The organism is Pseudomonas sp. R1-1 (assembly GCF_051132135.1).
In the GTDB taxonomy this organism is placed as follows: domain Bacteria; phylum Pseudomonadota; class Gammaproteobacteria; order Pseudomonadales; family Pseudomonadaceae; genus Aquipseudomonas.
Genome location: NZ_CP071663.1, coordinates 2,362,413 through 2,375,669, shown reverse-complemented (window position 1 = coordinate 2,375,669; position 13,257 = coordinate 2,362,413). Strand labels below are relative to the sequence as shown.

Below are 13,257 nucleotides of genomic sequence, written 5' to 3'. Positions count from 1 at the left end.
TGCATCAACTTCGGTTTCGCGACAGCCTGCATAAAGCTTTATCATGGCCGCAGTTTTGCTGATCGAGTCCGCCATGAAGTTCGCCATTGCGCTGTTTTCCGCCGCCCATGCGCCCTCCTCGCGCCGCGCCCTGCTGTTTGCTCAGGCGGCGCTGGCCGGTGGGCATGAAATCGTCCGGCTGTTTTTCTATCAGGATGGCGTCCATAACGCCTCCGACGCGCTGGTCACGCCGCAGGACGAACTGGACCTGCCCAAGCAATGGCGCACGTTTATCACCGAGCAGAAATTCGACGGCGTAGTCTGCATCGCCGCCGCCCTGCGCCGCGGTGTATTGAGCGCGGAGGAAGCCAAGCGCTATCAGCGTGGGGCGGTTTCGATCAGTGCGCCATGGGAATTGTCCGGCCTCGGTCAGTTGCATGACGCGGTGCAGGATGCCGATCGCCTGATCTGCTTCGGAGGCGCGTAAATGGCCAAATCACTGTTGATCATCAGCCGTCAATCGCCCTGGTCGGGCCCCGGCGCTCGCGAAGCGCTGGACATCGTGCTGGCCGGTGGCGCATTCGATCTGCCGATCGGCTTGCTGTTTCTTGATGACGGGGTGCTGCAACTGGCCGCGGGGCAGAACGCCAAAGCGTTGCAACAGAAAGACCTCAGCGCCAATCTGCAAGCGTTGCCGATGTTCGGGGTCGAGGAGCTGTTTTATTGCGCAGAAAGCGCCAACGCGCGTGGACTCGGACAACTCTCGCTGGACGAAGCACAGGCGCTTTCTGCCGAACACATCACCGCCCTTATTGACCGCTACGACCAGGTGATCACCCTCTGATGTCGACTTTGCATGTGTTATCTCACTCACCTTTCGGCGACGATCGCCTGAGCAGTTGCCTGCGCTTGCTCGGCAGTGCTGATGCGTTGCTGCTGTCCGGCGATGCGGTGTACGCCCTGCAACCGGCTAGCGCGCCGTTTTTCGCCCTGCACGACAAAAAAATCCGCCTGTTTGTGTTGCTTGAAGATGTACAAGCACGTGCGATCGAGATTCCGGACTGGGCCGAGGCCATCGACTACCCGGCCTTCGTCGAGTTGTCGATTCACCACGACAAGGTCAACAGCTGGTTATGAATGCACTGACCGTCGGCGCCCGCGCCATTGAACTGGACAAGGACGGATTTCTCGTCGATCTGCGCGACTGGTCGGCCGAAGTCGCCAGCGCCCTGGCCGCCGCAGAAGATATCGAATTGACTGCCGAACACTGGGAAATCCTCGAATTGCTGCGCAGCTTCTACGCCGAATTCCAGCTGTCCCCCGCCACTCGGCCGCTGATCAAGTACACCGCGCTGAAACTCGGCGCGGAAAAGGGCAACAGCCTGCACCTCAACCGACTGTTCAAAGGCACCCCTGCCAAACTCGCCGCAAAACTGGCGGGCCTGCCCAAACCGACGAATTGCCTATGACCGAGTTTCCAGCATTGACCCTCGAAACGCCCGCCGAGCACCCGTTCGCGCAGTTCGTGCGCATTCTCGGCAAAGGCAAGCGCGGCGCGCGTGATCTGACGCGCGAGGAGGCCCGCGAAGCCATGGGCATGGTGCTCGATAACAAGGTCGAAGACACCCAGCTCGGCGCTTTTCTGATGTTGCTGCGGCACAAGGAAGAAAGTGCCGAGGAAATGGCCGGTTTCACCGAAGCCCTGCGCGAACGCTTGCAGGCGCCAGCCCTGAACGTCGATCTCGACTGGCCGACCTATGCCGGGAAAAAACGTCATTTGCCGTGGTATCTGCTGGCGGCCAAGTGCCTGGCGCAGAACGGTGTGCGCATCTTCATGCACGGCGGCGGCGCGCACACCGCCGGGCGGCTGTACAGCGAACAATTGCTGGGCGAACTGAATATCCCGTTGTGCCGCACCTGGCTGCAGGTCGGCGACGCGCTGGATAACGGCGGACTGGCGTTCATGCCGCTGGTGGACTGGGCGCCGCCACTGCAAAGGATGATCGACCTGCGCAATACGCTGGGCCTGCGTTCGCCGATTCATTCACTGGCACGGATTCTCAACCCGCTGAGCGCGCGATGCGGCCTGCAAAGCATTTTCCATCCCGGCTATCAGGCAGTGCATCGCGATGCCAGCGGCTTGCTCGGCGACACGGCGATTGTGGTCAAGGGTGACGGCGGCGAAATCGAGATCAACCCGGACGCCACCAGCCATCTCTACGGCACCACTGGCGGGCAAAGCTGGGACGAGGAATGGCCGCAGCTGTCGGCACAACGCCATGTCAAACCGGCCACGCTGGATATCGAGCAGCTGAAAGCGGTATGGCGTGGCGAGGTGGTCGACAGCTACCCGCAAATGGCCTTGATCGCGACCATGGCACTGGCCTTGCGCGGCCTCGGTGACAGCCGTGAGCAAGCCTTCGCTACCGCCGAGCAGTATTGGGTCGCGCGAGACAAATCGATTTAACCGATCATTCACGCCCGATCTTTGCGCTTTTTGTTCGAACTCATCGGAATAGATTCGGCTCCAATGAATATTGGTTTACGGAGTCTGGATCATGGGTTTACTCGTCGATGGCCACTGGCAGGACAAGTGGTACGAAAGCAGCAAGGACGGCGCGTTTCAGCGCGAACAGGCGCAGCGCCGCCATTGGGTCACCGCCGACGGCGAGCCGGGCCCGAGCGGTGAAGGCGGCTTCGCTGCCGAAGCCGGGCGCTATCACCTCTACGTTTCACTCGCCTGCCCGTGGGCGCATCGCACCCTGATTCTGCGCAAGCTCAAAGGTCTGGAAAGTCTGATCGACGTCTCGGTGGTCAGTTGGCTGATGCTGGAAAACGGCTGGACCTTCGACAAAGCGCTCGGCTCGACCGGCGATAAGCTCGACGGCTTCGATTACATGCATCAACGCTACACCGCCGACACGCCTGATTACACTGGGCGCGTCACAGTCCCCGTACTCTGGGACAAGAAGCTCAAGCGCATCGTCAGCAACGAATCCGCGGAAATCATCCGCATGTTCAACAGCGCATTCGACGCGCTGACCGGCAACGACCTCGACTTCTACCCGGCGCCGTTACGCAGCGAGATCGATGCGCTGAACGAGCGAATCTATCCGGCAGTGAACAACGGCGTGTACCGCGCCGGCTTCGCTACGTCGCAGCAAGCTTATGAACAAGCCTTCGATGAGGTATTCGCCGAGCTCGATCATCTGGAACAACTGCTGGGCGCCAATCGTTATCTGGCCGGCGAGTACCTGACGGAAGCCGATGTGCGCCTGTTCACGACCATGATTCGCTTCGATGCGGTGTACCACGGCCACTTCAAGTGCAACCTGCGGCGGATTGCCGATTATCCGAATCTGTCGAACTGGCTGCGTGAGATGTATCAGATCGAGGGCGTTGCCGAAACGGTGGATTTTCAGCACATCAAGCATCACTACTACGGCAGTCACAAGACTATCAACCCGACGGGCGTAGTGCCGAAGGGGCCGGAGCAGGACTTTACTGTGGCCCATGATCGGTCGCGGTTGGCGGGCAAAGGGGTTTGGCGCCGAGGTTAAGAGATCAGGTGTTTTTGAAGGCCCCATCGCCAGCAGGCTGGCTCCCACACTGGATCTGCGTCGTGCAGAAATCCTTGTGGGAGCCAGCCTGCTGGCGATGCGGGCGACGCGGTGTTTAGACCTGCGCCTGAGCCCCTTCAAACCACGCCAGTTTTTCGCGCAGTTGCACCACTTCACCAACGATCACCAGTGTCGGCGCATGCACTTCATGCTCCGCCACCAGTCGCGGCAAGTCGGCCAGCGTGCCGGTGAAGACCCGCTGGTTGACCGTGGTGCCCTGCTGGATCAACGCCGCCGGGGTGTCTGCCGAACGACCATGCTTGATCAATTGCTCGCAGATGATCGGCAGCCCCACCAGGCCCATGTAGAACACCAGCGTCTGCGCCGGCGCGACCAGGTCGGACCATGGCAGATCGGTGGAACCGTCCTTCAAGTGGCCGGTAACGAAGCGTACCGACTGCGCGTGATCGCGATGGGTCAACGGTATACCGGCATACGCCGCGCAACCACTGGCGGCGGTGATTCCCGGGACGACCTGGAACGGAATGCCGTGGGCCGCGAGTTCTTCGATCTCTTCGCCGCCACGTCCGAAAATGAACGGATCGCCACCCTTCAACCGCACGACGCGCTTGCCGGCCTTGGCCAGATCGACCAGTTGCTGATTGATCTGCTCCTGCGGCACCGCATGCTCGGAACGGCGCTTGCCGACGTACACCCGCTCGGCATCGCGACGGCACAGTTCGAGGATTGCCGGAGCCACCAGGCGGTCGTAGAGCACCACATCGGCCTGCTGCATCAGGCGCAAGGCCTTGAAGGTCAGCAAATCCGGATCGCCCGGCCCGGCACCGACCAGATAGACCTCACCCGTGGTGACCATCGCTTCGCCATCGATCTTGGCTTGCAGCAGACGCTCGGCTTCGGCGCCCTGCCCGGCCAGTTGCCGATCGGCAATCGGCCCCTGAAACACGTCTTCCCAAAAACCGCGACGCTGCTGCACATCCGGAAACAGGTTTTTCACCTGATTGCGAAACCGCGCAGCGAGCCCGGCCAGATGGCCATAAGTCGAGGGAATCCAGGTTTCGATCTTGGCGCGAATCAAGCGCGCCAGCACCGGCGCGTCGCCGCCACTGGACACGGCGATGATCAACGGCGAGCGATCGACGATCGCCGGGAAGATCACGCTGCACAGGGCCGGCGCGTCGACCACGTTGACCGGAACGCAACGTCGATGCGCATCCGTCGAGACTTGCGCATTGAGCGTTTCGTCATCAGTGGCGGCAATGATCAGCCCGCAACCGTCTAGGTCCGCCTCAACGTAGCCACGCAGCACACATTCGCCGCCACTGGCAGCGACGAGTTCGGCCAGTTGCGGTTCGATTTCAGGTGCGACCACCCGCAGCAGCGCACCGGCATCGGCCAGCAGGCGGGATTTGCGCAAGGCAATTTCCCCCCCGCCGACCACCAACACACGACTGCCGCGCAGGTTGTGAAACAGCGGCAGATATTTCATTTAGCCGATGACCTCAAGGCCACCCATGTACGGCTTGAGTACGTCAGGCACGCGGATCGAACCGTCAGCCTGCTGGTAGTTTTCCAACACCGCAACCAGCGTACGGCCGACAGCCAGACCAGAGCCGTTCAGGGTGTGTACCAGTTCAGGCTTGCCGGTTTCCGGGTTGCGGAAACGCGCCTGCATGCGGCGGGCCTGGAAATCACCGCAGTTGGAGCACGAGGAAATTTCGCGGTACTTGTCCTGGCTCGGGATCCACACTTCCAGATCGTAAGTCTTGACCGCGCTGAAGCCCATGTCGCCGGTGCAGAGCGCCAGGGTGCGGTAAGGCAGACCGAGCAATTGCAGAACCTTTTCAGCGTTGGCGGTCAGGCCTTCCAGCGCTTCCATCGATTGCGACGGTTCGACGATCTGCACCATTTCAACTTTGTCGAACTGGTGCTGACGAATCATGCCGCGCGTATCGCGACCCGACGCGCCGGCTTCGCTACGAAAGCACGGAGTGTGGGCAACGAATTTGATCGGCAGCAGCTTCGAGTCGACGATTTCGCCGGCAACGATATTGGTCAGCGACACTTCGGCGGTCGGGATCAGGTACAGATCGGCCTCGCCTTCGCGAGCGATCTTGAACAGGTCTTCCTCGAACTTCGGCAACTGACCGGTGCCTTGCAGTGCCGGCGCCTGGACCAGATAAGGCGTGTAGGCCTCTTCGTAGCCGTGCTCGTTGACGTGCAGGTTGATCATGAACTGCGCCAGCGCGCGGTGCAGACGGGCGATCGGGCCACGCAACAGGGCGAAACGTGCGCCAGATAGCTTGGCCGCAGTTTCGAAATCCAGCCAGCCGAATTTCTCGCCCAGGGCAACGTGGTCTTTCACTTCGAAATCAAACTGCGTCGGGGTGCCCCAGCGGCGCACTTCGACGTTGTCGTCTTCGTCCTTGCCGACCGGCACGGATTCGTGCGGCAGGTTGGGAATGCCCAGCAGGATCGAGTCCAGTTCGGTCTGGATCGCGTCCAGTTCGACTTTACCGGCGCTCAACTCGCCCGCCATGCGCTCGACATCCGCCATCAGTGGCGCGATGTCTTCACCGCGCTGCTTGGCCTGACCGATGGATTTGGAGCGCGCGTTACGTTCAGCCTGCAGTGCTTCGGTGCGGGTCTGGACGGTCTTGCGCTGTTCTTCCAGCGCTTCGATGCGCGCGGTGTTCAGGGCAAAGCCACGGGAAGCCAGGCGGTCCGCTACGTCCTGAAGGTTGCTACGTAACAGTTTGGAATCGAGCATGTCGGTTTCTCGTTATCAAAGTTTGGTCAGGGACAGGCCGGCCCACGTCGCGAGCAGCCCGCCGAATACGCTGAGTGCCGCATAGCCCAGGGCCAGCGGCACCTGCCCGCTTTCCAGCAGGCGCACCGTATCCAGTGAAAAGGATGAAAAAGTCGTCAGCCCCCCGAGGAAGCCGACCATCAACCCGGCACGCACCTCGATCGGCACGTCCGGGCGTATCAAAAACAGGCCGTACAACACGCCAATCAACAGACAGCCCACGATATTAACGGCCAGCGTCGCGGTATAGAAGTGCCGCGGCCAATTGGCGCTGACCCAATTGCCGGTGGCGAAGCGCAACAGGGTGCCGGCAACACCGCCGACCGAGACCGCAACAATCAATGGGACCACTATTTTCTCCGCTGTCTTGGGCTCAGACGATCGAGTTGAGCGAGGTGATTGAGCTTCTCGCCGATCTTCAATTCCAGGCCTCGCGGCACCGGCTGATAGAACGGAATCGGTTCTAGCTCTTCCGGGAAATAGTCTTCGCCGGCCGCGTAGGCATCCGGTTCATCGTGGGCATAGCGGTATTCATCGCCGTAACCCAATTGCTTCATCAGTTTGGTCGGCGCATTGCGCAGGTGCAGTGGCACTTCCAGCGAGCCGTTTTCCGCCGCCGCGCGCAAGGCGGTCTTGAAGCCCATGTACACCGCGTTGCTTTTCGGCGCACAGGCCAGATAAGTAATTGCTTGGGCCACGGCCAGCTCGCCTTCCGGACTGCCGAGACGCTCCTGCACTTCCCACGCTGCCAGGCATAGGCTCAGCGCGCGCGGGTCAGCGTTGCCGATGTCTTCGCTGGCCATGCGCACTACGCGCCGGGCCAGATAAAGCGGATCGCAACCGCCGTCGATCATCCGCGCGAACCAGTACAGCGCGCCGTCAGGATTGGAACCGCGCACTGACTTGTGCAGCGCAGAAATCTGGTCGTAGAACGCTTCACCGCCCTTGTCGAAACGGCGACGGGTATCACCGAGCAGGCTTTGCAACAGATCGGTGCCGATCTCACTGTTGTCTTCGGCCAGGTCCGAGGCGTTTTCCAGCAAATTGAGCAGGCGCCGGCCATCGCCATCGGCGGCGGACAGCAGCATCTGGAAACCTTCATCGCTGAGGGTCATATTGCGCTTGCCGAGGCCGCGTTCTTCGCTCAGCGCGCGGCCCACCAGCTTGCGTAGCGCCGCTTCGTCGAGGCTTTTCAGCACATAGACGCGGGCGCGCGACAACAACGCGTTGTTGAGTTCGAACGAGGGGTTTTCCGTGGTGGCGCCGATGAAAATCAGCGTGCCGTCTTCCACGTAAGGCAGGAAGGCGTCCTGCTGGGACTTGTTGAAACGGTGGACTTCATCGACGAACAGGATCGTACGCTTGCCATATTGACCGGCCTGCTGTTTAGCGATTTCAACGGCCTGACGGATCTCCTTGACCCCGGCGAGCACCGCCGAGACCGTTTCGAAGTGCGCATCGGAGACTTCCGCGAGCAATCGCGCCAGGGTGGTCTTGCCCACGCCCGGCGGCCCCCAGAAGATCATCGAGTGCAAAGCACCCTGCTCCAGCGCCTCGCGCAGCGGCTTGCCACGTGCGAGCACGTGTTCTTGACCGACGTACTCGTCCAGATTGGTCGCACGCAAACGCGCGGCCAGTGGCTGGGCAATCGGTGCACTGCGAAACAGATCCATCACGTAGCGTTGAAACCTCTATTTGAACAGGTTGCCATTCATGCTTTTGATTTTGTAGGAGTGAGCCTGCTCGCGATAGCGGTGGATCAGACAACTAAGTGGTGACTGACAGATCGAATCGCGAACAGGCTCACTCCTACAAGGGGTTTTGTGTTTATTCCTGGATGACGTCGGCACCCTTGGGAATGTCGAACTTGAACTTCGAGGCCGGCACCGCTTCGTTGGCCTTGACCCCGGTAAACAGGATATTGGTGCGCTGGCCAACACTGTCGATCAGTTGCATGTCGTTGAGCAGACCGTTGCGGAACGACAGGCGCAGGTTATCGAACAGGGTGTCTTTGGTTTTCGGCTTGAGGGTGAAGTCGATCACACCGCCCGCCTCTTTCGCGCTGATGTCAAAGCTCTGGCTGATTTTGGACACGTCGCCGGACAGCAGCAGCGCTGGGGTCTGGGTCAGGCGCTCGTCGAGTTTCTTGATAGTCGCCTGTTCCAGGTCCGGGTCCCACAGAGTGACTTTCTTGCCGTCGGAAACCATGGTCTGCTCGGCCGGGGCATTGGTGTGCCAGTAGAACAGGCCCGGACGCTGCAGGGTCATGTTGCCGGTGGTTTCCTGCAACTGGGTGCCGCTGCCGTCGAGGGTCAGCTGCGAGAAGTTCGCGCTCAGGGTCTTGGATGTTTCCAGCAATTGGGTCAGACGCGCCACGTCCTTGTCATCGGCGTGGGCCGTGAGCGTGGTCAGCGCCAGTACTGGCAACAGCATGCGGATAAGACGCATGGGAGTCCTCTTGAATATTCGTTGGGAGAGGACGGCGCGTCATTGCGCCATCCTTGTGCAAAAAGGGTTTCGACTCAGTCGCGCACCGGGCCCGGGGCCAGGACTTCGCGGGAACCGTTGGTGTTCATCGAAGTGACCACGCCGGCCATTTCCATGGCTTCGATCATTCGGGCTGCGCGGTTGTAGCCGATCTTCAGCTTGCGCTGTACCGCGGAAATCGAAGCGCGACGGCTTTCCAGCACAAACTGTACGGCTTCGTCATACAACGCATCGGCTTCCGGATCATCGCCGTCGCCGCCACCGCTGCTGCCTTCAAAACCGCTGCCGGCTTCTTCGACACCGTTGAGAATGTCGTCGTTGTATTCCGGTGCGCCGCGCAGTTTCCAAGCCTCGACCACACGGTGAACTTCATCGTCGGACACGAACGCGCCGTGAACCCGGATCGGCAGACTGGTGCCCGGCGGCATGTACAGCATGTCACCGTGGCCAAGCAGTTGTTCCGCGCCGCCCTGGTCGATGATGGTCCGCGAGTCGATCTTGCTCGACACCTGGAACGCCATACGGGTCGGAATGTTGGCCTTGATCAGACCGGTGATCACGTCTACCGACGGCCGCTGGGTCGCGAGGATCAAGTGAATGCCCGCGGCACGGGCCTTCTGTGCGATACGGGCGATCAGCTCTTCAACCTTCTTGCCAACGATCATCATCATGTCGGCGAATTCGTCGACCACCACAACGATGGTCGGCAGTTTTTGCAGCAGCGGCGCTTCGTCGTGGATGCTCTCGCGCTTGTACAGCGGATCGCTTAACGGCTCCCCGGCATCCTGGGCTTCCTTGACCTTGGCATTGAAGCCGGACAGGTTACGCACGCCCATCTTGGCCATCAGCTTGTAGCGCCGTTCCATTTCGGCAACGCTCCAGCGCAGGGCATTGGCGGCGTCTTTCATGTCGGTCACAACCGGGCACAGCAGGTGCGGAATGCCTTCGTAGATCGACAGTTCGAGCATCTTCGGGTCGATCATGATCAGCTTGGCGTCTTCCGGGCCGGACTTGAACAGGATCGACAGGATCATTGCGTTCACGCCCACCGACTTACCGGAACCGGTGGTACCGGCAACCAGCAGGTGCGGCATCTTCGCCAGGTCGGTGATGACCGGTTTGCCGCCGATATCGTGGCCGAGGGCCAGGGTGACCGGCGACTTGAAGTTGTCGTACTCGGGCGTCGACAGCACCTCGGAGAAGCGCACGATCTGCCGGTCTTCGTTGGGTATCTCGATACCGACCGTGGTCTTGCCTGGAATTACTTCAACCACCCGCACGCTGGTCACCGCCAGCGAACGCGCCAGATCCTTGGCCAGGTTGGCGATGCGGCTGACCTTGACGCCAGCCGCAGGCTGAATTTCGTAACGAGTAATCACCGGGCCGGGATGGATCGAATCCACCGCGACTTCGACGCCGAATTCCTTGAGTTTGATTTCCAGCAGATGCCCGACCGCCGCCAGGGATTCCGGCGAATAGTTGAGTTGCTTCTTCTCCGCCGGATCGAGGATCGAGATCGGCGGCAGCGTGCCTTCTACAGCGCTGTCGACGAACAACGGCACCTGTTTTTCTTTCTGCACGCGCTTGCTTGGCTCGGGCGCTTTGGCCGGCGCCGGGGCGATCACTGGCGGCACCTGCTTCTCGCGATCGGACATGTGCTTGCTCAGGGCTTGCTCGCGTTCGATCAGGCGTTCCTTGACCTTGGCCTGTTCGCGCTTATCGGTGACCGTGGGAGCAACCACGTCATGCACACGATCATCGACCTCTCGCAGTTGCGCGACCAGTTGCTTGCGTTCGGTGCGTGCCGCCCACCAGCGATTGAGCGCACCCTGAAACAGTTCGAACAGGTCGAGCGTGATCTTGCCGGTGATGTCCATCACCTTGAACCACGACAGATCGGTAAACACCGTCAGACCGAACAGGAACAGCGCGATGAACAGCAGCGTGCTGCCCTGAATGTTCAGCGCATTCTTCGCCAGATTACCGAGGCTTTCGCCCAACGCACCGCCAGCACCCGCCGGCAGGCCGGACGCCGCATGGAAATGCAGATGCGCCAGCGCCGCGCCGGACAGCACCAGAAATACCAGACCAATCAGGCGCCAGGAGAACAGCCAGCCACTCCACTGCCACGGCTCGTGGCGCTGACGGAAGATCTGATACGCCTTGATCGCCAGCAACAGCGGGAAGATGTAGGCGAAGTAACCGAGCACCATGAACAGGATGTCGGCGCTGTAGGAGCCCGCCGGACCGCCGAAATTCTGCACGTCATCGATCTTGCTGTTGTGGCTCCAGCCCGGATCGTCCTTGCCATAGGTCAGCAAAGCCATCATCAGGAACAGGCACAAGGCACCGATGGCGATCAATGCACCTTCCTTGAGCCGGTAGTGCAATTGTTGGCGCCAGAGCGGAACGACTGTTTTGGGTGCTTCGGTGGATTTCTTCAAAACGCTTCTTTTCCTGCGCACAAGGCGCGTCCATCTATTGAATGACGATAAAAAACTGCCCAATCCAGGCAGGTAAAAAATCAAACGAGCGCAAACGGAACTACTTTTAACATTACGCCGCGCTTTTTATAAACACAGCACATGACCAACGTTGCCTGATAACCCGCCATTGTACGGGTTTGTGCGTTCGACGCCATGGTTCAAGCCCCGTGATTGAGCATAGCCAAGCGCACAGAGGCTGCGACGCAATTTGAGCATGCATTTACCTTTTGTGACAAAGGCTTATGACGGCTATTTGATGAACGTAGCGAAGCAGCCGATATCTGCCCGGCGGCGCCGCTTGCCGCGCGTCACCACGTTGACGCTTACGACCACGACGGACATACCAAGTTGCAACACAAAACTTACCGCGCCAGAGAACTGTGCAGGACATCGGCGCCGTTTCGCGGCAAACTCTTTTGCAGCGCCGCGCGCGCTGCCCGCCCTCCCCTTCTGCAAGCCTGGATGCCATGCTGACTTGGTTACAACGTAACTCCATGACCTTCCCGCCATTGGAAAAGGCCATGCGCGAGCCCAACGGATTGCTCGCCGCTGGCGGTGATCTGTCTGCCGATCGTCTGATCCAGGCTTATCGCCATGGCTGCTTTCCATGGTTTTCCGAAGGCCAGCCGATTCTCTGGTGGTCGCCGGATCCACGCACCGTGCTGTTTCCCGACGAGCTGCACGTTTCGCGCAGCCTCGGCAAACTGCTGCGCAAGGAACGCTACCAGGTCACTTTCGATCAGGATTTCGAAGCGGTGATTCGCGCCTGCGCCGCGCCTAGGGATTATGCCGATGGCACCTGGATCACCGAGGCTATGCAAGACGCCTACATCGAACTGCATCGTCGCGGCTTCGCCCACTCAGTGGAAGTGCGCGATCAGGGCGAACTGGTCGGTGGCCTGTATGGCTTGGCGATGGGCCAACTGTTCTTCGGCGAATCAATGTTCAGCCGCGCCGACAACGCCTCGAAATATGGCTTCGCCACACTGGTGCGCCATCTGAAAGAGGCCGGTTTCGTGCTGATCGACTGCCAGATGCCGACCGAGCATCTGCACAGCCTCGGTGCGCAAGCGATTCCCCGCGAGCATTTTGCCGATTATCTCGCGCGACATCTGGATCAACCCAATCATGCGACCTGGGTTTGCTGAGCGACTTTTGCGCAGGTGGCTTACACTTAATCCACCAGCTTATTCCGAGGGTTGATTCATGACCGAGTTGGCGCGCCTGAAGTTCTATGCCACTCAGCCCCACTCTTGCAGTTATCTGCCCGAGGAGCAGGCCACAACCCTGTTTCTCGATCCGAGCCAGCCCATGGATGTGCATGTCTACGCAGACCTGTCGGAAATGGGCTTTCGTCGCAGCGGCGATCATCTGTACCGCCCCCATTGCCAGAATTGCAATGCGTGCGTGCCTGCGCGCATCCCGGTCGCGCAGTTCCTGCCGAACCGCCAGCAAAAACGCATTTTCAAACGCAACGCCGATTTGCAGGTACGTCCGGGCAAGCCGCAATTCAGCGAAGAATATTTCGACCTGTACCAGCGCTACATCGAACAACGCCACGCCGACGGCGACATGTACCCGCCGAGCCGTGATCAGTTCTCGACCTTTCTGGTTCGCGATCTGCCCTTCTCGCGCTTCTATGAGTTCCGACTCGACGGACGGTTGCTGGCGGTAGCGGTGACCGATCTGCTGCCTAACGGCCTCTCGGCGGTCTACACCTTTTACGAACCGGCCGAAGAACGCCGCAGTCTGGGACGTTTCGCGATCCTCTGGCAAATCGCCGAGAGCCAGCGCCTGGGGCTTGAGGCGGTCTACCTCGGCTACTGGATCAAGAACTGCAAAAAGATGAACTACAAAACGCAATATCGCCCGATCGAACTGCTGATCAATCAGCGCTGGGTCATCCTCAACTAAA

Annotated in this window: 14 protein-coding genes; 8 read left to right on the top strand and 6 right to left on the bottom strand. The window is 60.2% G+C overall.

The genetic code is table 11. The features are described 5' to 3' along the window. Nucleotides 1-73 precede the first annotated feature (73 nt). The 6 genes from tusD to J3P75_RS10775 all read left to right on the top strand — a co-directional run bounded on the left by tusD (nt 74) and on the right by J3P75_RS10775 (nt 3,539). Nucleotides 74-466, top strand: a complete 393-nt coding sequence (gene tusD / locus J3P75_RS10800) for a sulfurtransferase complex subunit TusD (RefSeq protein WP_434710326.1) — start codon at nt 74-76, stop codon at nt 464-466. Next, complete coding sequence (tusC, locus tag J3P75_RS10795; protein WP_336355920.1) at nt 467-823, top strand: sulfurtransferase complex subunit TusC; 357 nt, start codon at nt 467-469, stop codon at nt 821-823. It abuts the gene before it with no gap. Continuing rightward, the gene (gene tusB, locus J3P75_RS10790) at nt 823-1,116 is read left to right on the top strand and encodes a sulfurtransferase complex subunit TusB (protein ID WP_434710324.1); all 294 of its coding nucleotides are present in this window, start codon (nt 823-825) and stop codon (nt 1,114-1,116) included. Before tusC ends, tusB begins: the two co-directional genes overlap by 1 nt. Then, a complete protein-coding gene (locus tag J3P75_RS10785; protein ID WP_434710322.1) occupies nt 1,113-1,448 on the top strand; it encodes a TusE/DsrC/DsvC family sulfur relay protein in 336 nt (111 codons plus the stop codon). The genes tusB and J3P75_RS10785 overlap by 4 nt, the downstream gene beginning before the upstream one ends. After that, complete coding sequence (locus tag J3P75_RS10780; protein WP_434710320.1) at nt 1,445-2,446, top strand: glycosyl transferase family protein; 1,002 nt, start codon at nt 1,445-1,447, stop codon at nt 2,444-2,446. The genes J3P75_RS10785 and J3P75_RS10780 overlap by 4 nt, the downstream gene beginning before the upstream one ends. 91 nt (nt 2,447-2,537) lie before the next feature. Beyond that, nucleotides 2,538-3,539 (top strand): glutathione S-transferase family protein, encoded by a 1,002-nt coding sequence (locus J3P75_RS10775; protein ID WP_434710318.1) that lies wholly within the window; start codon nt 2,538-2,540, stop codon nt 3,537-3,539. Between the two features lie 115 nt (nt 3,540-3,654). Here J3P75_RS10775 and cysG read toward each other — a convergent pair whose 3' ends face one another. From cysG to J3P75_RS10745, 6 genes are all read right to left on the bottom strand, one after another. Beyond that, nucleotides 3,655-5,049, bottom strand: coding sequence for a siroheme synthase CysG (cysG, locus tag J3P75_RS10770; RefSeq protein ID WP_090284335.1), 1,395 nt, complete (start codon nt 5,047-5,049; stop codon nt 3,655-3,657). Beyond that, on the bottom strand, nt 5,050-6,330 hold the full coding sequence (serS, locus tag J3P75_RS10765) for a serine--tRNA ligase (RefSeq protein ID WP_434710317.1): 1,281 nt from the start codon (nt 6,328-6,330) through the stop codon (nt 5,050-5,052). It lies immediately after the preceding gene. A 15-nt stretch (nt 6,331-6,345) separates the two neighbouring features. Beyond that, on the bottom strand, nt 6,346-6,720 hold the full coding sequence (gene crcB, locus J3P75_RS10760) for a fluoride efflux transporter CrcB (protein ID WP_203418609.1): 375 nt from the start codon (nt 6,718-6,720) through the stop codon (nt 6,346-6,348). Next, on the bottom strand, nt 6,720-8,042 hold the full coding sequence (locus J3P75_RS10755) for a replication-associated recombination protein A (protein ID WP_434710315.1): 1,323 nt from the start codon (nt 8,040-8,042) through the stop codon (nt 6,720-6,722). Before J3P75_RS10755 ends, crcB begins: the two co-directional genes overlap by 1 nt. A 154-nt stretch (nt 8,043-8,196) precedes the next feature. Then, complete coding sequence (gene lolA / locus J3P75_RS10750; protein ID WP_090284343.1) at nt 8,197-8,817, bottom strand: outer membrane lipoprotein chaperone LolA; 621 nt, start codon at nt 8,815-8,817, stop codon at nt 8,197-8,199. 74 nt (nt 8,818-8,891) lie between these two features. Next, on the bottom strand, nt 8,892-11,321 hold the full coding sequence (locus J3P75_RS10745; protein WP_167359897.1) for a DNA translocase FtsK: 2,430 nt from the start codon (nt 11,319-11,321) through the stop codon (nt 8,892-8,894). A gap of 488 nt (nt 11,322-11,809) precedes the next feature. Between J3P75_RS10745 and aat the strand changes: the two genes are divergently transcribed. Next, nucleotides 11,810-12,490 (top strand): leucyl/phenylalanyl-tRNA--protein transferase, encoded by a 681-nt coding sequence (aat, locus tag J3P75_RS10740; protein ID WP_434710313.1) that lies wholly within the window; start codon nt 11,810-11,812, stop codon nt 12,488-12,490. Nucleotides 12,491-12,548: 58 nt separating this feature from the next. Further along, complete coding sequence (locus J3P75_RS10735; RefSeq protein ID WP_434597203.1) at nt 12,549-13,256, top strand: arginyltransferase; 708 nt, start codon at nt 12,549-12,551, stop codon at nt 13,254-13,256. The last annotated feature ends 1 nt before the right edge of the window (nt 13,257 follow it).

Excerpts from the sequence above, each read along its gene's own strand:
- J3P75_RS10785 (WP_434710322.1), top strand. The coding sequence starts at position 1,113 with ATGAATGCACTGACCGTCGGCGCCCGCGCCATTGAACTGGACAAGGAC.
- tusB (WP_434710324.1), top strand. The coding sequence starts at position 823 with ATGTCGACTTTGCATGTGTTATCTCACTCACCTTTCGGCGACGATCGC.
- lolA (WP_090284343.1), bottom strand. The coding sequence starts at position 8,817 with ATGCGTCTTATCCGCATGCTGTTGCCAGTACTGGCGCTGACCACGCTC.
- serS (WP_434710317.1), bottom strand. The coding sequence starts at position 6,330 with ATGCTCGATTCCAAACTGTTACGTAGCAACCTTCAGGACGTAGCGGAC.
- cysG (WP_090284335.1), bottom strand. The coding sequence starts at position 5,049 with ATGAAATATCTGCCGCTGTTTCACAACCTGCGCGGCAGTCGTGTGTTG.
- tusD (WP_434710326.1), top strand. The coding sequence starts at position 74 with ATGAAGTTCGCCATTGCGCTGTTTTCCGCCGCCCATGCGCCCTCCTCG.
- J3P75_RS10775 (WP_434710318.1), top strand. The coding sequence starts at position 2,538 with ATGGGTTTACTCGTCGATGGCCACTGGCAGGACAAGTGGTACGAAAGC.
- J3P75_RS10735 (WP_434597203.1), top strand. The coding sequence starts at position 12,549 with ATGACCGAGTTGGCGCGCCTGAAGTTCTATGCCACTCAGCCCCACTCT.
- tusC (WP_336355920.1), top strand. The coding sequence starts at position 467 with ATGGCCAAATCACTGTTGATCATCAGCCGTCAATCGCCCTGGTCGGGC.
- aat (WP_434710313.1), top strand. The coding sequence starts at position 11,810 with ATGCTGACTTGGTTACAACGTAACTCCATGACCTTCCCGCCATTGGAA.
- J3P75_RS10780 (WP_434710320.1), top strand. The coding sequence starts at position 1,445 with ATGACCGAGTTTCCAGCATTGACCCTCGAAACGCCCGCCGAGCACCCG.
- J3P75_RS10755 (WP_434710315.1), bottom strand. The coding sequence starts at position 8,042 with ATGGATCTGTTTCGCAGTGCACCGATTGCCCAGCCACTGGCCGCGCGT.